Source organism: Halobellus sp. MBLA0158 (genome assembly GCF_041477585.1).
GTDB classification, from domain to species: Archaea; Halobacteriota; Halobacteria; order Halobacteriales; family Haloferacaceae; genus Haloquadratum; species Haloquadratum rubicundus.
In genome coordinates this window covers 3084544-3102550 of record NZ_JBGNYA010000001.1, presented here as the reverse complement: position 1 = coordinate 3102550, position 18007 = coordinate 3084544, and the positions used below count along the sequence as shown (strand labels likewise).

General features: G+C 56.2%; 20 protein-coding genes. 5 read left to right on the top strand and 15 right to left on the bottom strand.

The window, feature by feature from the left end; all coding sequences use genetic code 11:
• Positions 1-257 precede the first annotated feature (257 nt).
• Entirely contained in the window at positions 258-968 is a 711-nt protein-coding gene (locus tag OS889_RS15820; RefSeq protein ID WP_372391482.1) for a DUF120 domain-containing protein, read from the top strand.
• A complete protein-coding gene (gene ribB, locus OS889_RS15815; RefSeq protein WP_372391480.1) occupies positions 965-1726 on the top strand; it encodes a 3,4-dihydroxy-2-butanone-4-phosphate synthase in 762 nt (253 codons plus the stop codon). The genes OS889_RS15820 and ribB overlap by 4 nt, the downstream gene beginning before the upstream one ends.
• A gap of 211 nt (positions 1727-1937) precedes the next feature.
• On the opposite strand, the gene OS889_RS15810 is transcribed toward ribB, so the two are convergent.
• The 7 genes from OS889_RS15810 to OS889_RS15780 all read right to left on the bottom strand — a co-directional run bounded on the left by OS889_RS15810 (position 1938) and on the right by OS889_RS15780 (position 8185).
• Positions 1938-2618 carry a transcription initiation factor IIB family protein gene (locus OS889_RS15810; protein ID WP_372391478.1) on the bottom strand — a complete coding sequence of 227 codons (681 nt, stop codon included), beginning with the start codon at positions 2616-2618 and terminating at the stop codon, positions 1938-1940.
• A gap of 430 nt (positions 2619-3048) precedes the next feature.
• On the bottom strand, positions 3049-4146 hold the full coding sequence (locus OS889_RS15805; RefSeq protein WP_372391476.1) for a tyrosine-type recombinase/integrase: 1098 nt from the start codon (positions 4144-4146) through the stop codon (positions 3049-3051).
• On the bottom strand, positions 4143-4610 hold the full coding sequence (locus tag OS889_RS15800; RefSeq protein ID WP_372391474.1) for a hypothetical protein: 468 nt from the start codon (positions 4608-4610) through the stop codon (positions 4143-4145). Before OS889_RS15800 ends, OS889_RS15805 begins: the two co-directional genes overlap by 4 nt.
• Complete coding sequence (locus OS889_RS15795) at positions 4610-5041, bottom strand: hypothetical protein (protein ID WP_372391472.1); 432 nt, start codon at positions 5039-5041, stop codon at positions 4610-4612. Before OS889_RS15795 ends, OS889_RS15800 begins: the two co-directional genes overlap by 1 nt.
• A gap of 83 nt (positions 5042-5124) precedes the next feature.
• Entirely contained in the window at positions 5125-5328 is a 204-nt protein-coding gene (locus OS889_RS15790) for a hypothetical protein (protein WP_372391470.1), read from the bottom strand.
• A 283-nt stretch (positions 5329-5611) separates the two neighbouring features.
• Positions 5612-7240 (bottom strand): hypothetical protein, encoded by a 1629-nt coding sequence (locus tag OS889_RS15785; RefSeq protein WP_372391468.1) that lies wholly within the window; start codon positions 7238-7240, stop codon positions 5612-5614.
• A gap of 411 nt (positions 7241-7651) precedes the next feature.
• Entirely contained in the window at positions 7652-8185 is a 534-nt protein-coding gene (locus OS889_RS15780) for a hypothetical protein (protein ID WP_372391466.1), read from the bottom strand.
• A gap of 173 nt (positions 8186-8358) precedes the next feature.
• Here OS889_RS15780 and OS889_RS15775 point away from each other — a divergent pair, with 173 nt between their 5' ends.
• Positions 8359-8604 carry a winged helix-turn-helix domain-containing protein gene (locus OS889_RS15775; protein WP_372391463.1) on the top strand — a complete coding sequence of 82 codons (246 nt, stop codon included), beginning with the start codon at positions 8359-8361 and terminating at the stop codon, positions 8602-8604.
• A gap of 910 nt (positions 8605-9514) precedes the next feature.
• On the opposite strand, the gene OS889_RS15770 is transcribed toward OS889_RS15775, so the two are convergent.
• The gene (locus OS889_RS15770; RefSeq protein ID WP_372391461.1) at positions 9515-12556 is read right to left on the bottom strand and encodes an Eco57I restriction-modification methylase domain-containing protein; all 3042 of its coding nucleotides are present in this window, start codon (positions 12554-12556) and stop codon (positions 9515-9517) included.
• A 177-nt stretch (positions 12557-12733) separates the two neighbouring features.
• Between OS889_RS15770 and OS889_RS15765 the strand changes: the two genes are divergently transcribed.
• Positions 12734-13678 carry a branched-chain amino acid transaminase gene (locus OS889_RS15765; protein ID WP_372391459.1) on the top strand — a complete coding sequence of 315 codons (945 nt, stop codon included), beginning with the start codon at positions 12734-12736 and terminating at the stop codon, positions 13676-13678.
• 215 nt (positions 13679-13893) lie between these two features.
• On the opposite strand, the gene OS889_RS15760 is transcribed toward OS889_RS15765, so the two are convergent.
• The 7 genes from OS889_RS15760 to OS889_RS15730 all read right to left on the bottom strand — a co-directional run bounded on the left by OS889_RS15760 (position 13894) and on the right by OS889_RS15730 (position 17644).
• Complete coding sequence (locus OS889_RS15760) at positions 13894-14292, bottom strand: (R)-mandelonitrile lyase (protein ID WP_372391457.1); 399 nt, start codon at positions 14290-14292, stop codon at positions 13894-13896.
• A 22-nt stretch (positions 14293-14314) separates the two neighbouring features.
• The gene (locus OS889_RS15755; RefSeq protein WP_372391454.1) at positions 14315-15079 is read right to left on the bottom strand and encodes an SDR family oxidoreductase; all 765 of its coding nucleotides are present in this window, start codon (positions 15077-15079) and stop codon (positions 14315-14317) included.
• Positions 15080-15134: 55 nt separating this feature from the next.
• The gene (locus tag OS889_RS15750) at positions 15135-15794 is read right to left on the bottom strand and encodes a helix-turn-helix domain-containing protein (protein WP_372391452.1); all 660 of its coding nucleotides are present in this window, start codon (positions 15792-15794) and stop codon (positions 15135-15137) included.
• A gap of 132 nt (positions 15795-15926) precedes the next feature.
• Positions 15927-16454 carry a hypothetical protein gene (locus OS889_RS15745; RefSeq protein ID WP_372391450.1) on the bottom strand — a complete coding sequence of 176 codons (528 nt, stop codon included), beginning with the start codon at positions 16452-16454 and terminating at the stop codon, positions 15927-15929.
• Positions 16455-16567: 113 nt separating this feature from the next.
• A complete protein-coding gene (locus OS889_RS15740) occupies positions 16568-16774 on the bottom strand; it encodes a hypothetical protein (RefSeq protein WP_372391449.1) in 207 nt (68 codons plus the stop codon).
• Between the two features lie 15 nt (positions 16775-16789).
• Positions 16790-17002 (bottom strand): hypothetical protein, encoded by a 213-nt coding sequence (locus OS889_RS15735; protein ID WP_372391447.1) that lies wholly within the window; start codon positions 17000-17002, stop codon positions 16790-16792.
• Between the two features lie 54 nt (positions 17003-17056).
• A complete protein-coding gene (locus OS889_RS15730; RefSeq protein ID WP_372391445.1) occupies positions 17057-17644 on the bottom strand; it encodes a DUF502 domain-containing protein in 588 nt (195 codons plus the stop codon).
• 137 nt (positions 17645-17781) lie between these two features.
• Between OS889_RS15730 and OS889_RS15725 the strand changes: the two genes are divergently transcribed.
• Positions 17782-17934, top strand: a complete 153-nt coding sequence (locus tag OS889_RS15725; protein ID WP_372391652.1) for a hypothetical protein — start codon at positions 17782-17784, stop codon at positions 17932-17934.
• Positions 17935-18007 lie beyond the last annotated feature (73 nt).

Below are 18007 nucleotides of genomic sequence, written 5' to 3'. Positions count from 1 at the left end.
ACCCGCCGTTGTCGAACCGCGACTAAAGGCCTTTCCGAACGCCTCCGCGGCGGCTTCGGCCCCGCGGTGTCGCCGCCGCCGTCGCCGACTCGCGGCCGGCCAACCGTCGCCCGATGCCGAGACCGACGCTTTTAGGATCCGGACGGTTCAATCCTGATACGGCTCCCAATTTCGGAATCTCCCTGATCTTCCATAACAGATTCGTTACGCATCTCATACCCGTTATACTTAACACGGCCCGATTCCAAGCCCCGGTAATGTCAGAATCGGCAGTCTCCACCGTCGGTCACGACGAGCTCGCGGCGCTGAAGTTCGTCGCGCTCGAAGGCGGGCGGTCGGAGCCGGTCAAGATCTCCTGTTCGGGCCTCGCCGAACGTCTGAACGCGTCGAGCCAGACCGCCTCGCGCCGCCTCCAGCGCCTGGAGCAGGCGGGACACATCGAGCGCGACGTCGTCGCCGACGGCCAGTGGGTGTCGCTCACCGAATCCGGCGAGGCGGCGCTCCACCGCGAGTACTCCCACTACCGGCGGATCTTCGAGGGCTCGGACCCCTCGACGGTCGAACTGGAGGGCACGGTCACGAGCGGGATGGGCGAGGGCAGACACTACATCTCGCTGTCGGGCTACATGGAGCAGTTCAAAGAGCGCCTCGGGTACGAGCCCTTCCCCGGCACGCTCAACGTCGACCTCTCGGAGGAGAGCATCCGCTCGCGCTCGGCGATGTCGTCGCTGTCGGGCATCCCGATCGACGGCTGGGAGGACGACGAGCGGACGTTCGGGCCGGCGACCTGCTACGCCGCGACGGTCTCGGACGGCGGCGACGTCGCCGAGCCGACCCACATCATCGTCCCCGAGCGGACCCACCACGACGAGACCCAACTGGAGATCATCGCGCCCGTGCGCCTCCGCGACGAACTCGACCTCGCGGACGACGACGCGGTGACGGTTCGGGTGGAGGCGGTCGAATGACGCACTCGACCACCGACGTCGCCGAGGCCGACCGCGAGAGCGGCCGCGGCGGGGGCGAAAGCGGGGCCGCACCGGACCGCGAGCGCGCGAACCCGAGCGCGGTCGAGCGCGCCGTCGCCGCCTTCCGGCGGGGCGAGCCGGTCCTCGTCCACGACGCCGCCGACCGCGAGGGCGAGACCGACATCGTCTACCCTGCGGGCGCGGTCGACGCCGACGCCGTCGTCCGGCTCCGGGCCGACGCGGGCGGGCTGATCTGCACGGCCGTCTCCCACGAGGTCGCCGACGCGATCGAGCTGCCCTTCCTCGAAGACGAACTCGACCACCCGGCGAGCGCCGATCACGACCTCGCCTACGACGACCGCTCGTCGTTCTCCCTGCCGGTGAACCACCGCGAGACGTTCACGGGGATCACCGACGACGACCGCGCGCTCACCATCCGGCGGCTCGCCGACGTCGCCGACGCGGTCGCGGACGCGAACGAGGACTACGACGCCGAGGACTTCGCCGCCGAGTTCCGCACGCCGGGCCACGTCCACGTCCTCCGCGGCGCGCCGGACCTGCTCGACGACCGCCGCGGCCACACCGAACTGGGGCTCGCGCTGGCAGACGCGGCGGGCCTTCCGCCCGCGGTCGTCGTCTGTGAGATGCTCGACGCCGAGACCGGCGGCGCGCGGACGCCGACCGACGCGCTCGACTACGCCCGCCGGCACGACCTCGTCTACGTCGAGGGCGCGGACGTCATCGGCCAGCTGGGCTGAGCGGCCGCCGCCGTCTCCCAGCGAGCGGCGCCGAGACCCCCGAGACCGCTCCTGTAGGGTTTTATATTCCGTGGTGCAAACGACGGATTATGGGATTCGACGAGATGGACGTCGACACGATCTGTACTTCAAGAATCCGCACACAAACTACTCCAAATTATAACTCAAAAGCATATCAAATTCTGTAATATTAAATATAAAGTTCAGTTTCTTAATCTTCCTCATCCATCACTCCCACTTCATATATCATTTCTTGGTACCGTTCTCTTATGGTAGTCTCACTTAGATCGGCTACTTCAGCTACTTGTTCTTGAGTCCGCATCTCGTTATGGAGGAGAGAGGAACAATAAACAGCGGCTGCGGCTAGACTTCTTGGGGACTTGCCTGATTTGACTGTTTCGTCAACCGTATCGAGTAATTCTTTGGCCTTCGCCTCGCATTCAGAGTTTAAATTCAACTGATCAACAAATCTCGGAATTAGTGCTTTTGGGTCTACTGGCCCCGTCCTAAGTTCTAGTGCAGTACTCATTTCAGAATAGACTCTTTTTAATATTGTCACATCCCGAGCCCTATCTGCTATAGTCTCAGTAGCTACCCCGCTCACTTTATCTGCACTTCGGGGCTCATTTTCAATTCGACAAGCTGCATAAACCGCGGCTGCAGCGACTGTACCTATCGTACGATTTTCTATGAATTTCTTCTCTAAGGACCGGCGGTAGATGGCATTTGCTAAATGGGAGACCCTGTTATCAACCTGAATTACATTGCAGATTCTCTCTATTTCTTGCCTTGCTAATTCAATTGTCTGCTCACCGTTCTCCTGACACCGTATCTTTTTTCTCAATAATTCTTCTTGATCTGAAGATAGTCCTCTCTTTTGATTATTTGTCATTCGTATTATTAGCCATCTCCCTTACTCGCATCAGGATGCACCCCACCAGGGTTGCACTCGTCATTTCTATAACACGTTTTAGTACGTACTCTCCGCTAATAATTCCGGTACAAAAACCAATTGATGTAGCCAGTACTACTACGACTAGCACAACGAGAACCGAGGCGTTTATTACAGGGGTTCCCCCCCAACCACTATCGAAACTCCTCTTACTCAGAGATCCCGTACTGCGAGGGCCCGAGACTCACAGCACGGGCAGGCATAGTGTCGAACGAGATTCGGGCCATTTCGGTCAAATATAGGTGAGATATACTTAAAAAATTGACGCAGGGCCTACCGTATCACGCAATGAATGTCCACAAGAAGATCACGAAGACTCAAATGGGCTAATTCGCAGAATGAGCTGACTAAACTGTGATATTTGTTCTGACTACAAATTCAGCTTCCAAATTTCATTCGTGTATAACTCCTCAATATCCTCGTAGTAAGTGTGGATGTACGAGTGAATTGCGTCCCCGCTGTTCTGCATATTCCTTGATCCCGAAACGACGTCTCCACGCATATACTTCACCAACTCCTCCGGGGCGTCCTTCTGTACCCGCCAAAACGTCGTGAAGTGATGCCGGCCGAAATGAGCTGTCACTGCACGGTGGCGGGGAGTCTCCTCGTACTCCGGGTGCCAGTAGTCCTTCCACATATCGTTGATTACCGTCGATTCTAACTGGTGTCCCTTCGTGTACGACAGGAATAGCCACGGCTCAGATACGTCGTGGCGGATCAATAGCCACCGGAGAAGCAGCCCCCGAAGTTCGTCGTCAAGAGGAAGTGTCCGGGGACGTCGAGACTTGTTACCTTCGCGATCGTGGGGGATATACACTGCGTTCTCTCGGCCGTTCAAGTGCTGATTTGTCCCCATCTCCTCATAGTGGCGAAGTAACTCATCGTCCCGAATGTGAATATCCTCCAATTTGATATTGCATAGCTCGCCCGAGCGAAGGCCTAACTTCAACTGCATAACGATAATTGCCCGGTCTCGAATGTTCGTCACCCCCGAGATAACACGCCGCAGATCATCTTCTGTGACTCGCGGCATCGGCTTCTTGTCCGGTGGGGTCAAATCGATCTTACTTCGAGCCGAAGCGAAGGGGTTGAAGTCGGATTCATTCGGAAAAGCGGCGTCGTTCCCGAAGTACCTGAACGCCTGAGTGAGAAACATCATCTTCTTCGATACTGTGGTATTGTTGTTGCCCTCGCTCTCACGAAGCCACTCTGCGAATCCCTTTGCGTGTTCGATTGTTGGGCAAGCGGGATGTCGGTCGTGAACTGACCACATATACTCCTTGAATTGCCGAGCAGCCACGACGTAGTTGTTTGTAGATCCCTCAGTGATCCCCCTCGCTCGGATCTCCTCGTCAAGCCAAAGCTCGAACGGGTCAACATCCAACTCCCTGTAGATCGGTTCGTGTTCTGCGAGCGGGTCAGTTGAACGGCCGAACGCCTCTGCTAATTGTGCTTTTTCGTTACTCATTTTTCTACTCCACATTCCTCAAGTCTCTTCTCCCACAGACGAAAACCCGCCTCGCCGGATACTGCGGCCATAACGACCGGGTTGTACCGATGTGGGTACTCCGTGTGGTGTAATAGCCATTCAAAGAATTTGAACAGCGGAACGAACCGAGAGTCATACACTGTCTGAATCGATCGCTCGGCTAACTGCTGTGCAAAGAAATCTTCAACGTCGTCCGGATCGGGGAACGCCGGATTGATCCCACGCTTCTCGCAAAACGGTTTCCACAACCGTTCCAAACGGCCATACGTGTACTTGATAGTCGCTTCTGATAGATGGCTCCGTGACTCGATAAACTCAGCCCATAGATCCTGGTCGCTGTACCCTACTGATAGCCGGCTCAGCGAATACATATCGGGAACGTCGTCAATGGACTTGTAGATCCCGAGATATTCCGAGGGGTCCGCAATCCCCGTCCGGGTCACTACTCGCCTCCTTCAACAGGATAGAGCTTCCCATCGCGCCGCTCTATTTTCTCGCCACTCAGGGCCTCGACGTATCTCATTAGCCTCTCTCCGGATTTCTCTGCTACTTCTTGTTGCACCTCTGCAAACGTACAGCCCGGATTAGCTCGAATATGGTTGATCATAGATCCCCGCTCGCCAGCGTGCAACTGAGACTCTAATTTCTCTACCCGCTCTCGGGTCCGCGCAAGCTCATCTTTCAGATCGTTTCGTTGATCCCGTAATTCTGAAACCGACTCGTCAGGGGTGATCTGCGCGTCAAACTTCTTGCGTCCTGCCTCAACCATCCCGGTGATGAATTGAGATACCGACATATCCAAATTCTCCGCGTGGTCTTGCCAATTGTCGTACTGCTCCTGTGGCGGGTACGCGATTGCTCTTTTGTTGCTCATAGGTGTGTCCGATTTCTTTAAACAGATGTGGATTACAGACAATAATACCGACGCGGATAGTATATAAAAAGATTCCGTGCCGTCTATCGAACTGTCAACACCCCGTTCTTGACTTGGAAGGTAACTCCATCGGCCGATTTGGAGATTCCGAGGGCTGACAGAGCTTCAGCATCAAGAACGATTGTCGCCGCGCCTATTTCTCCATCACTGAACTTTGTGATTGAGGTTGTCCGCTCGGGGGTAGTCAGAAACTCAGCCGCTTCGCTCTCAACGGTTGTTGTACTCATAATAGTTTTTCCGTAAGCCGTTATCGTACCCGAATCCGCCGGCTGCCTTCGGGAATGTTTTCGCCTTCGATTTGGCGGATGATTGTTTTATATACTCTACCCTCGATTCGAGAAGTCACCTCGCCGCGGTCGGCCGGTTTCGCACCATAACAGAGGTGGGTGGCCGGGGGGGCAATAGAGTATAGACATAGATGGTAAACACATACGGAGATAGAGACATCAGATAGAGATATTGGTTGTAGAGGATAGAAGTGAGAAATTTTTTCTCGATCAACGGAGCCGATCAGTACGGCCGTTTTGGAACTTTCACGTGGGAGTAGTCATTTCCGTATTTAGTGTTCTCACAGATACTCTTGAAGTGAGTCCACGTCACATCGGGTTTGAACTCTGAACCAAATTGTTGTTTGAACCACTCCCACGCAACCTCCCAATCTTGTTTGAGGAGCCGGTTTGCCACGCGTAATCTCTCTATATGGCCGAGTGATTTGATACCATACTGCTCGGCCCTCTGTTGAAGTTTAGCAGCCTCAGATTTTTGACTTGGTTTCGGTTGGGAAGTAGAGTTGTCCGCGCGCCTTTTCGTCTTTACCGACGGTTTTGACACAGCCGACCCTGCCGCTCCTATATCAAACTCTTCATTGCTCAGATACTCAAGCGCCTCTGCTCTTCCCCCTCCTTCTCTCATTAGAATTTTCCCGACAGTTGCCGCCTGATACGGCTTAACACCGAAGATACGAGAGCTTCGGCTTTGTCCGCCGATGATGACGACGTAGTCACCTTCGGCGTAGTCCCACTTCTCATAGTCACGGTCTGAGAGTTGGAGTGGCGCGTGTTCGGTTTCCTTGATAAACTCACGACCTGCACACCCTTGCGCTCCGAAGAAGTACGCAGGGATCAGTGTAGCCCCTTCTCGTACGTCTCTCCGGGCGAATGCTCCGCCCTTGACTTCAAGTGCCGCTACACTCCGACCGTTACCCGCCGCGAGCGCATACGGTGAGAACTCCTTGTAGTTGTACTGCGCCCACAGAGGAACGTCAGCGGGATCGTCCGGGTGTTCCTGCTGTTCTATGAGTGGCAGCCGGGTTTCCGCCTCGGTAGTGTTGAACCGCAACCGAGACCTTTCTGATTCAAAGATATTGGCCTTCGTGAAGGGGTTGTACGTCCCCTCAGGCTCCGTCGTGAGGCGTACAGTTTTATCTAGGATGAAAAGGTCTCTTAGAACCACCTCATACGACTCGGGGATTTCAGCCCCTTGCTGTACCTTTTTGAACACTTCGACATCATCCCAAGTATCCCCGATCTCTACTTTCGGAAGGCCGGTCTTTTCGTGTTTTACTCCGGGTAGGCGGAAGAGTCTCTTAGAGCTGTATAGTCCACAGTCTAACTCGGCTCCGGTTTCCTCGCAAAAGGATTCAGCCGTCTGCTTGAGTCGTTTACGCGCGTCTTCACCAGATACAAAACGCGGAACGTGGACGTGAATCGACCTGCTCCCTGAAAAATACAGATCACAGCTTTTGAACGGAACATTGAGCCATTCTTCGACGAACTCACGGAACCATTCAATCAGGGTCTCGCCACCCTCTTCGCGGAGAACGTCGCTTTCGACGTGAACCGGATAACGAACTCGCCCTTTAGACTCGCATTCGTCCTGTAGTTCGGTCGCTATTATCCGGTACTCAGATACCTCATATCCCGTCTCAAATCGTTCCTGCCGATCATACTGTTTCTGTGTGAGAAGATAGATCGGGCTGACCGTTATTGCACCCTCAGGAATTGGATCGAAGATAGTCCGAAGTTTTGGCTCACGGAATGGTCCCTTATCCTCGGGGAAACCGTACTGAACGCAAGGTATTTCATCCGAATTGAAGGTAGTCGTTACTTCGTTCGAGACAGTCTTGTCAGTGGCTATCATACTTATTCAACTCCTTATGAGAAAGAGCCTCTCGACTCAGCGACGGCCGCAGTGTGACGTATGAGCGCGATAGTCGTGACTCAAGACCTTACAGTGGTCGAATTGACTATTGACTCACAAACAGCTATTGAGAAGCTATCTATACACGTACCCGCGAGAATGACCAAATTGGTCCGTAGCAGACGCTCAGGCTTTTCTCTAACCTATATCGGTACGCTGAGGACATAACCTTATTGGTAAGTTCAGGTTATCAGACAGCTCTGCACCCATAGCAGACGCTCAGGGGCTTTCTCACTAATTAGACACAGTGAGAGTATTTAAGAATTATTGATAACTGTATAGCACGGTTTGAATAGATCATCATTCGAAATTTAAACAGTAAATCAAACCGGGTGCTGTCCCGCGGTCGACCTATTTCGGCAGTTCCTTTCTACCGTTGATGAAGCAGGGGAAACACGGGAAATCGTCGGAGAGCTTTGCACACTCTTCGCACTCCTCGTATTCCGACGAACCGAGTGGTTGTGCTTCTTCGTTGCCTTTCTCTGCCGTGGTTCCTCCGTCCGTTCGGAGTCTATCCGAAAGCGGTGAGAGATTCGTCCGCTCGGGATCTGCTCTCGGAGTCGGGAAGTTCACGGACGCTTCAAGGACGACAGGACCGCCGACCGTCGCCAACGCGACCTTATGCTTGCAGTCGTACTCCTCGTTGTACATATCTGCCGGACACTCGCACTCAGCCGGAACGAGGACGTCGTCTCGATTCTCAACGCCGACGAGGTAACTGTGGTCGTCTTTCTCAATCCCGTAGGACGCATTAGTGACGCGAACCAAGTGCGGGGATTCAATCGTGAACTCCCACGACTCCCACGTGACGCGCTTGGACGTCTTCGCGCCGAATTTCAGGTACTCAACAGCACTCTTTTGTCTACCGCTTTCGATAGTTGCCATTGGCTTTCTCCAATCCGAGAAGCCGACTCCGGGTGTTCCAACCACCCGGCGTTTTCACGCTCTGAGGGAGCCGTTCTTCTCACCTTCACCTACGTAAGCATAGGATATAGCTGTACCGGTTGCCCACGTGTGCAGTGGAAAGAGGTATTGTCTCGTGCGTCAAATACGGTGTTATGGGACGAAAACGCGACGAGGGAGGTAGGTACCAGGAGACTGTGTCTATCGACGACGTCCTTGAACTGTTTACGGATACGGAACCCCGGACGACGAGCGAGGTAGCAGAAGCCCTTGACGTCGCGCAGAGAACCGCTTACAACAAGCTTGAGGCGTTAACGGAGCGTGGTGACATTCGGAAGAAGAAGATTGGGGGGTTGGCTGTGGTATGGTGGCGGCCTGATCCTCCGAAGTCCGGAGAGTGAAATAGGTTGTGACACGGTCAGTCCGGGCGTGGTCGGTATAGAGGTAAGCCCGACAGAATTTTTTGGAATTTCAGGAGTTTCCTATAGCCGTCCACGTGGGATATCGAGGCGCGGTTTTCGACTGAATGCATTGAATTGGAACATCCACGATCTGTGAACTACCTCCTGAGTCCTCTTGTACGCCTCAGATAAGCTCAGGATGAGTTTTTCTAAGTACCCGAAGGGGATTGATCGTATTATGGGAAACCTGTCAGAATCCATTTAGGCGAACGAGATTTTGATATTGTGGTTTGGAAGATCCACGTGTACCGATTCAGCCGAATTGAGACCACAATAATTCAGTTGGTTGATGATATTCTGGCCTTGCGTGCCGAAGCGCGCTTTTCGTCCGAACACACAGAACCGAGAGCATAGACGGTCTGCACATAAGCTTATGAGCCACTCGATGTTCCTCTGATTGAGTCGTGTTGCGGTTTCGACCGGGACTGAATGTTTTCCTGTTTGCCGTCAGAAGGCTCTGAGAGATGCGAGGTTGCGATATGACAAATCACATAGTCGGGAGTTGTGAGGCATCTGTGTTCTATGTATGAGACGAAATAGTTGGTACCCGTATTGTGGTAGTTCTGTTACTGTGACGACTCGTGGATGGGTCTGCAAAAGTTGTGGTTAGTAAGGTATGGTCAGTAATTGTGGGTGTTGGAGAATGAATGTCTTAGGCAACCTCTACTTCTTCCCACCCTGAATTGTCACAAACAGGACAAGAATTACTTGGACTAAACATTTTACTCGATTTTTGGCCGACTACAATATGACAGTTCTTACAACGATATAGCGAACATTCCCTTGTTTTGGTCATACAATTATTCGATTCCCATTTGACATAAACTTGATGATGAACTGACTATTCAGACTATTCGGAACCGGCATCGGGGAATAACTCGCGTACAATCCTGAGTCGCTGTAGCTTCTTCAACTCATTCCAAATTCGGGGACGGTTTTCGTCGGGAATGCCGTATAGATCCAATGCGGCTCTCTCGATTTCCCAATCCAACTCCTCGTCAATCTGCTGATCGTCGCTGGTCGCCTTCCTGACTAACTCTACAAATTCCTCATAATCTTCTCGTTCGTCCGGATCATCAAAGTCGATCTCGGGGATAGGGAGAGACATAATGAAGCTCTGAGGGTGCCGTGGGAATGATTGCCACTCAACGATGCCTTTGACCTTAGCATAGTAGTAGAGCATAGCACGAGTGTTGAGGAAGCCCAAGAAATACTCAAGATCGTATTTCTCAAACGGCTCTTCGCGGTCTTCTTTTGGACGGAAAGACATTACAGATTTCAAACAACGTGCATCTGTGTAATCGACAGTTGCGTAGAAGCCAACACCAGCTTCCCGGATGAGTAATTTTGGAGGCTCAAATCGCCAATCGTCTTTCAGTCCGACCCCTTCTACGTCCTTATCTATGTATGCGTTATCGCTTGTTCTGTACCGATTGACGTGTTCTCCAAAGTAGATCGGTGTATCACACTCCTCGGTAGGCTCTTGTTTGACGATTCTTCTGGTTGAAATTGCGTCTTCAAATTCAAACTCTTCTCCACAGTGGTCGCAGACTTTTGGGTAGTATCCCCCGCCTTTGGACTCTGCCCGATTCTGCGGGAACGGACTCCATTCCATACAATACGGACATTTGAGAATTTCTCCTTCCTTGCCCGTCTCGTCGCCCCGCCCGTTATCAACCACTTCTGACCAATCAACGGTATCCGCTTCCATAGCGTCGAGGATCTGGTGGTCTTCCACCCCGGCCCAAATATCGAATACGTAGTCTTCGTTTTCTGTGAACCGACTCTGTTTTGTGATATGCTTTTTGTCTTCGATAATACTCTTCAGCGCGCCTCCGCCTGCTCCGATAATCTTCTTACGGTCTTCTTTCTGTAGGATACTAACCTCAATCTCCTGATCGTCACGGGGTTGTTGATTAGTATATTGAACAATCGCTGTAGCCGCGAATACGTTATCAAAAAGACCCTCTCCTAACTTGTGAACACGATCTAATTGATGATCTTCTGCTAACCAACTGCGAAGTGGAACCGAATCCTCATTGAATATACTGTCCGGAATGATGAATCCAAGCGTCCCACCTTCTCTCAACAAGTCTCCACCCAACTCTAAGAACAGCTCATACGAGTCGTACTGCCCGGTTGCCAATTCGTATCCGTGGTCGCTTTCTAACCATTCCTCGTAAGCTTCCAACTCAGCACCCCACGGAGGATTCCCAACAATCACGTCGAATCCGCCGTACTCCTCAAAAATGTCTTCAAACTCCTCCTCCCACTCCATCGCTCCCATCTCTTCCGCCTCTTCAACGGAAACGTCGAGAACCTCCGCAACCTCCTCGGGAGAACCATTCAGCAGGCTGTTTCCGGGCCGAATGTTGTCTTCAAGGATCGACGGGAGCTTTTCGCCCTTTTCCAATGCCTTCAAGAGTAGATTGACTGTCGCAATCTCCGTCGCCTGGTAATCCAAATCGACGCCGTAGATGTTGTTCCGGAGAATATCTTGCTTGTAGTCATTCGGGATCGTCTGATCTTCAGAATAGGATAGAACATTCATCCCTCCGTTCGCGGATTTGTTCGCAGATTTAGCTAACTCCTGGTACTCCTCATAGGCGTCAACGAGCAAGTCAAATGCTTTGATGAGGAAACTCCCGCTCCCACAGGTCACGTCTAAGACGGTGATCTCCTCGATCTTGTCAAATTCTGCGCGGGCGGACTCAAAATCAGGATCGTCTTGGTCCAACTCCTCCCGCACGTTGTTCATTATACCCTCAATCCGCTCACCCAACGTGCTATCAACGATGTACTCTACGACGGGAACGGGGGTGTAGTAGATACCTTCTTCTCGGCGTTCGTCTTGATGTTCTACTAATTCTAAGTCCTCAGATTTGTCCTCTATTGCGTGTCCGAGATAGTCTTCATAGATACGGCCCAACACGTCGGCGTCGATGTATGAGAAGTTGTAGTCGTAGAGAGAGTCGATAATATCGAGTAGAACGTCGTTTGAAATATCGTAGTCTTCGCACGGATGTTCCGCGAATAGCTCCGAGTTGTAGACGGAATCGAAATCCCGGAAGGCGTTTTTCAGATCACGTACCAGTGTCCGCACGTCCGGGTTGATCGTCTTCTGTTCCCACAATTCAGCCGTACTTAGTAGAGTGTCCGCCGGGATTACTCCACGATCTTCCGCCACACGCATTACGACAAGGCGGTCTAAGATTCGTTGAACCCCATCCCGAAGCTCGTCAAGTGATAGCTCAGGGTGTGATTCGTGAACGTCTCGGGTAAGGCGCGTTCTCGCCTCCGATAGTACATTTAGAATCTCAACTGTGACTGAATCTCGCTCTCGCGCCCGTTCTAATCTCTCAAGAGATCCATCGGCAACTGCCTGTTTTGAGAGTTGAGAGAGTTGTTCCAACCCCTCTTCTGTGGTATAGTCGTCAACTGTCAGAGTGAATATTCGACCCTTTTCGAGATTATCCTTATTGACGTGAGTGAAGTACAGGCGAAGTTCGGCAAAGTTGGTGAGAATGGCCCAATCGCACCCTTGGTGCCACGCATAGTCAATGGCCTGTTCGACGTAGGATTGCTTTTCGCCGCTACTCAACCGACGTGTCCCATCAAGATCCTCTGAGAATGATTTTGCTTCTATGAAGAATTGCTCGCGCCCATTGAGACTGAGAGCATAGTCAACGTCTCCGACCAGCGTTCTCTGTTCGGGTTTGACTTGATCCTTGGTGGTGTCCCATCCGAGCGCACGGAGAAGTGGGTTAATGAATTGCTGTCGTACCCCCGCCTCTTTCATATCCATTCGCTCGTTCCGGGGACGGGACTGATACTCGTCAACTAAATCCTCAATAGCACCCCGGTCAATGTCCGCAGATTCCTGTATGCTCATAGAAGGGAGTTACTGCAATTCCTCTTTGTCTCCATATCAAAGCATCGTCCATCGACCGGCCAAGACTGATCAACAGACAAGATAAAAACTGCATCCTCATACAGTGCGAATAACATCTATTCGGATGATTGGATCAACCCCGCTTTTTTTATTTGGGTAGGGTGAGAGGGTCGATATATGGGATTCAAGGAAATGCAGGAGGACACGGATTTCCTAAATACGATCTGGCAGGACGGTTCGTTCGTCGACTGGGACGACGCGACGGTCCACGTTCTCGCGCACGGCCTCCACTACGGCACGGGCGTCTTCGAGGGCGTCCGGTGTTACGACACGGAGAACGGCCCGGCGATCTTCCGCTGGGAGGAACACCTCGATCGCTTCTACGAGTCGACCAAGCCCTACGATATGGAGATTCCGTACTCCCGCGACGAGCTCACCCAGGCGACCCTGGAGCTCATCCGCCGGGAGGAACTGGAGTCCTGTTACATCCGCCCGGTCGCGTTTTATGGATACGGCTCGCTCGGCGTCAGCCCCAAGGACAACCCCGTGAACGTCGCCATCGCCGCCTGGCCCTGGGGCGCCTACCTCGGGGAGGAGGCCCTGGAGAAGGGCGTCGAGGTGATGATCTCCTCGTGGCGCAAGCACGCCTCCAGCCAGATCCCGACGAACGCGAAGACGACCGGCCTCTACGTCAACTCGATGCTCGCCGGCGAGGAGGCCCGCCGCAACGGCTTCACCGAGGCGATCGTCCTCAACAAGGAGGGCAACGTCGCGGAGGGCCCCGGCGAGAACATCTTCCTCGTCCGCGACGGCGAGATCTACACGCCCGGCCTCTCTCAGAGCATCCTCGACGGCATCACCCGGAACACGGTGATCGAACTCGCCCGCGAGCGCGGCTACACCGTCCACGACCAGGCCACGATCTCCCGCGGCGAACTCAACACCGCCGACGAGCTGTTCTTCTCCGGCACCGCCGCGGAGGTGACGCCGATCCGGAAGGTCAACAACGTCGAGATCGGCGACGGGACGCGCGGGCCCGTCACCGAAGAACTCCAGCAGGCCTTCTTCGACCTCGTCGAGCGCCGCACCGACGCGCACGACGAGTGGTTCACGTACGTCTGAGAATTCTCTTTTTCGTCGAGGCCGCGAAGTGCGGCGCTGCGCAACGGACTCGATCTGTGCTATCGAACGGGACGAACGCGGCTGTGATAGTGATTACTCTCACTGTTTACCGCCGAAGGCCGTCACCGGGCGTGGCGTTCGGCGGTAAGAGACGAGAGTAATCACTATGAGGCACCCCGCGTCTCACGGCGGACTGACCGATGCCGCGAGGGCCGTCACTCCGGCCGATACTGTTCGTCGGTCACCTGTTCCAGCCACTCGACGACCTCGCCTCCCTCTTCCTCTTGGATGGCGATGTGGGTCATCGCCTGCTCCGGCGTCGCGCCGTGCCAGTGCTTTTCGCCCGGCGGGAACCAGACCACGTCTCCCGGGCGGACCTGCTCGATCGACTCGCCCTCGCTCTGAACGAGCCCGCAGCCGGACGTCACGATCAGGGTCTGACCCAGCGGGTGGGTGTGCCACGCGGTGCGGGCGCCGGGCTCGAAGGTGACGCTCGCCCCCGCCGCGCGGGCCTGGTCGTGCGTGTCGAACAGGGGATCGATCCGGACGTCCCCCGTGAAGTACTCCTCGGGGCCTTCGGTGGAGGGCTGCGAACAGCCTCGCTGTATGTCCATCGTGTGGTCACCTCAGCGCGGATTAGGGCTGGACCTGATCCGTCGGGCGGACGAGGACCTCGTTGATGTCCACGTGGGGCGGCTGGGAGACCACGAACGCGATCGTCCGGGCGATGTCGTCCGGCTGGAGCGGGCGCATCGACTCGCCGAGCTCCTCGATCTGCTCTTTGATCTCCTCGTCGGCGATGGACTCCGGCAGCTCCGTAGCGACCGACCCCGGCTCGATCGTGGCCACGCGAATCCCCTCGGCGGCGACGTCCAGACGGAGCGAGTCGCCGAACATCTTCACCCCGGCCTTCGTCGCGTTGTAGTGCGAGGCGTTCTCCATCAGGAACCGTCCGACGACCGACGAGAGGTTCACGACGTGGCCGCTCTCCTGTTCCAGCATCGTCGGAACGACGGCGTGAGTGAGCTTCACGAGCCCGCTGAGGTTGACGTCGATCGTCGTTTGCAGGGTGTCTCGATCCACGTCCGCGATGTGGCTGAGGGGCATAATGCCCGCGTTGTTCACCAGAATGTCGATGCGACCGTACTCGTCGAGCGTCGCGTCGACGAGGGCGTCGATGTCGTCGTCGTTCGTAATGTCGGTCGGGACGACGAGCGCGTCGCCGCCCTCGGATTCGATCCCGGCTTGAAGTTCTTCTAGCTCGTCTTCGCGCCGTGCGGCGACGACGACGCTCGCGCCGCGGGACGCGAGGGCCTCCGCCGTGGCCTCGCCGATCCCGGAGGACGCGCCGGTGACAATCGCGACCTTCCCATCCAGTTCTGAACCGAAGTCGCCTGACATCACCTGAAGGGAGGCGCACGACGGGGGAGACGTTGATGCTATATGGAAAGGGCGTTTATATAGTCGGCGCGTCGAGCGAGGCGGTCAGGAGCTGGCGCTCGCCGCGGCGGAGGAGCGCCGAGAGGGAGGGCTGCGAGATGTCTAACTCCTCGGCGAGCTCCTCGGCTGTGACCTGCCGCGGGCTCTCGTAGTAGCCGCGCGAGACGGCGAGCGACAGGGCCTCGCGCTGGCGTTCGGTCAGCCCATCCCGGAGGAAGTCCTCGGACTCGGCGGCCTCGGAGGTGATCGAGATGAGGTCGAGCGAAATCCCGTGTTCCTCCATCGTCGTGCGGAATTCGGTGAACGTCTCGTGGTCTTTGAACACCTTCGTCTCGCGCCAGCCGTCCGGGGTTATGACCGTCGACTTCATCTTCGCCACCCCCGAGCGGCCGTCGTCGAGCGACGCAAACGGCGTCTCCGCGAGCTCGATATCGAGCTCGTAGACGGCTTTGTCGTCCGACTCCCCAAGCGACGTGACCTCTGTGACCTCGTCGAGCGCTTCGAGTTCCGCCTCCGAGACCTTGTCTGTGGCGTCTATTTCGACGACGAAGGTCTGGACGTCGGGCTGGAGGCACAGCGCGTGCGTACAGGTGACCTGGTCCGGCTGGAGCTCGGTCGTGATACTGACGAGCGGGAGGGACGGCGACCGGAGGAAAAATTCCGCGGTGACGGTCATATCGCAGTGGTACGGGCTCCGATGAATTAACAGTCCGGATTGGTCGGCACGCACTCCCCCCGTTTGCCGACGCACGCCGGTCGGTGCTGACAGCTCTCCTTCACGAATGGTGAGTGTGTTCGTCTGGCGGACTTAGCCGACACTATCGCACGACCTCACCCGGAGCTCGATGCCGGACGCCGCCGACTCCGAGATCCACGCCCGGACGCCGAAGCACTCGCGCTCGGCCACGTCGTACCTGTCCAGTACGGTCACCCACCACGGAGGGGACTGTTCGAGGTCCACCGGGCCGAGCCTGACCCGGGACCACGTTTCCGCTCCGGCCAAGCGCCCCCGAACGACGTAGTTCCCCGAGCCGATCCACCCCTCCGTTATGGTGACTTCCCCCGCCGAAACGAATCCCGAGTACGCCCCGCTTTCGGTCTCCGTGAGATCGTGTTCGGCCGGCGGGACGGTCACTGTCCTGTTCGCGACGCGAACCGCACCGCTCCGGGAGAACACCTGGATCTGGACGGTCGCGGACTGATTCTCCGTGGTCGCTATCGAGACGCCACCCAGGCGATGGTCGGGTTCGCCGGGGGCGACGAGCCCGATGCCGGTGATCGCCGAGAACAGCACCAACGCGAGGACGACGACGGACTTTGTACGGAGGGAGGGCATATCCGTAGTCCGTGGATTCGGCCCAAGAGGATTGCGGCACAGCGTCGCGCGTCACGTGAGAACGTTGTTCTCCCTTACGTGAGTCACCCGGATTCAATATTTTCCTGACCGACTCAGACGGCCACACCACCGACGAACAGAACGATACCCGCGATCGCGAGGAACGCGCCGAGCGCGCGCGTCAGTCGGTTCGACCCGGCGCTTCCACCGGTGACAAGACTGTATCTCCCGAACCGCTCGGCGTGATACGCCGGTCGCCTGCCGATGTCGATCCCGACGAGTACGAATACGACTCCCGTGAGCGCGAAGCCTACGTTCATCGCCGTCCCTCCCCGCTACGGATCGATGTGATGCACCGCTTCGGGCGACAGCAACCGCCCGGTCGGCAGCGCGATCCACCCGTTCGGGAGCAGTCGGATCCTCCCCTGGTGTAACACCCGTTCCTGTTTGTAGTCGCCGTACACCGTCGCCTTCTCGTACTCGATCACGGACTCGGCCGCGATGCCGTCGGCGACCTCGTCCCACACCGACGTCGTCGAGATGACCATACGCGGGGATCGACGCGGCGCGTATAGGGCTTTTTGCCCCGAGGCGGTCTTTGGCTACTCCTCGGAGCGCGCGTCGATGTCGATCGGCGGGCTGCGTTCCTCCTCGCCGAACCCGGCCGACAGCACCCGCGTGAGCGCCTCCTCGATGCGCTCGTCGGTCTCCGTGATGTCCTCGGATTCGACCTCCATCACGAACCCCGTGGTGATGTTCGGCGCCGTCGGCATAAAGAGCACCTCGCGGCCGTCGTCTGTGACCTTCCCGGTCTTGAACGCCGTCATCCGCATCCCCTCCCAGGGCTCGACCTTCACGGGCTTTTGGAGGTCCTCGGTCCCGGTGACCGCGGTCTCGACCGCGAGCTTCGAGGCGTTGTAGAGCACGCGGACCAGCGGCACGCGGTTCATCGCGGCGTCGAGGTACGCCTCGAACAGCCGGCCGATCGTCGTCCGCATCAGGTAGCCGACCGAGAGGACCAACATTATGAAGACCGTCACGGCGACGACGAACCCGATCGGCTCCGGCAGCTGCCGGATCACGGGCAGGTCGACGATCCGCGAGTAGAGGTAATTGAGGACGAACAGGATGACCAGGACCGGAGTCAGGACGATCAGGCCGCTTGCGAAATCGCGCCTCCACGAGGACATTTGTCGACTCAAAGATGCGGCCGCGGGGTTAAATGGCTGCTGTCGCGTCCTGGGCGCCTCGCCGCCCGAGAATCGTTCCCGAGAATGGGCCTGAACGCTTTTGAGCCTCCCCGTCGCTATCGGGAGGTATGCCCGTAATGGCGACCGACGACTTTTCCATCCACACCGACGGGTGCGAGCAGGTCGGCGACGGAATGCCGATCTCGGACCTCCCCGACGAAGTCACCTCCATCGACGACTTGGACTGTGAGTGTTGGGACCGCTTCGACTCCCTCGCGGAGTTCACATAACGGCCGCGGTGCGATCGACGGACTCCCGAGAGGGGTCGGGATAGGACAGAACCGGAATCGGGGACACTTTTGT

Excerpts from the sequence above, each read along its gene's own strand:
- OS889_RS15730 (WP_372391445.1), bottom strand. The coding sequence starts at position 17,644 with ATGTCCTCGTGGAGGCGCGATTTCGCAAGCGGCCTGATCGTCCTGACT.
- OS889_RS15745 (WP_372391450.1), bottom strand. The coding sequence starts at position 16,454 with ATGCCCTCCCTCCGTACAAAGTCCGTCGTCGTCCTCGCGTTGGTGCTG.
- OS889_RS15735 (WP_372391447.1), bottom strand. The coding sequence starts at position 17,002 with ATGGTCATCTCGACGACGTCGGTGTGGGACGAGGTCGCCGACGGCATC.
- OS889_RS15755 (WP_372391454.1), bottom strand. The coding sequence starts at position 15,079 with ATGTCAGGCGACTTCGGTTCAGAACTGGATGGGAAGGTCGCGATTGTC.
- OS889_RS15795 (WP_372391472.1), bottom strand. The coding sequence starts at position 5,041 with ATGAGCAACAAAAGAGCAATCGCGTACCCGCCACAGGAGCAGTACGAC.
- OS889_RS15750 (WP_372391452.1), bottom strand. The coding sequence starts at position 15,794 with ATGACCGTCACCGCGGAATTTTTCCTCCGGTCGCCGTCCCTCCCGCTC.
- OS889_RS15780 (WP_372391466.1), bottom strand. The coding sequence starts at position 8,185 with ATGGCAACTATCGAAAGCGGTAGACAAAAGAGTGCTGTTGAGTACCTG.
- OS889_RS15765 (WP_372391459.1), top strand. The coding sequence starts at position 12,734 with ATGGGATTCAAGGAAATGCAGGAGGACACGGATTTCCTAAATACGATC.
- OS889_RS15790 (WP_372391470.1), bottom strand. The coding sequence starts at position 5,328 with ATGAGTACAACAACCGTTGAGAGCGAAGCGGCTGAGTTTCTGACTACC.
- ribB (WP_372391480.1), top strand. The coding sequence starts at position 965 with ATGACGCACTCGACCACCGACGTCGCCGAGGCCGACCGCGAGAGCGGC.
- OS889_RS15820 (WP_372391482.1), top strand. The coding sequence starts at position 258 with ATGTCAGAATCGGCAGTCTCCACCGTCGGTCACGACGAGCTCGCGGCG.
- OS889_RS15770 (WP_372391461.1), bottom strand. The coding sequence starts at position 12,556 with ATGAGCATACAGGAATCTGCGGACATTGACCGGGGTGCTATTGAGGAT.
- OS889_RS15760 (WP_372391457.1), bottom strand. The coding sequence starts at position 14,292 with ATGGACATACAGCGAGGCTGTTCGCAGCCCTCCACCGAAGGCCCCGAG.
- OS889_RS15725 (WP_372391652.1), top strand. The coding sequence starts at position 17,782 with ATGGCGACCGACGACTTTTCCATCCACACCGACGGGTGCGAGCAGGTC.
- OS889_RS15810 (WP_372391478.1), bottom strand. The coding sequence starts at position 2,618 with ATGACAAATAATCAAAAGAGAGGACTATCTTCAGATCAAGAAGAATTA.
- OS889_RS15740 (WP_372391449.1), bottom strand. The coding sequence starts at position 16,774 with ATGAACGTAGGCTTCGCGCTCACGGGAGTCGTATTCGTACTCGTCGGG.
- OS889_RS15805 (WP_372391476.1), bottom strand. The coding sequence starts at position 4,146 with ATGAGTAACGAAAAAGCACAATTAGCAGAGGCGTTCGGCCGTTCAACT.
- OS889_RS15785 (WP_372391468.1), bottom strand. The coding sequence starts at position 7,240 with ATGATAGCCACTGACAAGACTGTCTCGAACGAAGTAACGACTACCTTC.
- OS889_RS15775 (WP_372391463.1), top strand. The coding sequence starts at position 8,359 with ATGGGACGAAAACGCGACGAGGGAGGTAGGTACCAGGAGACTGTGTCT.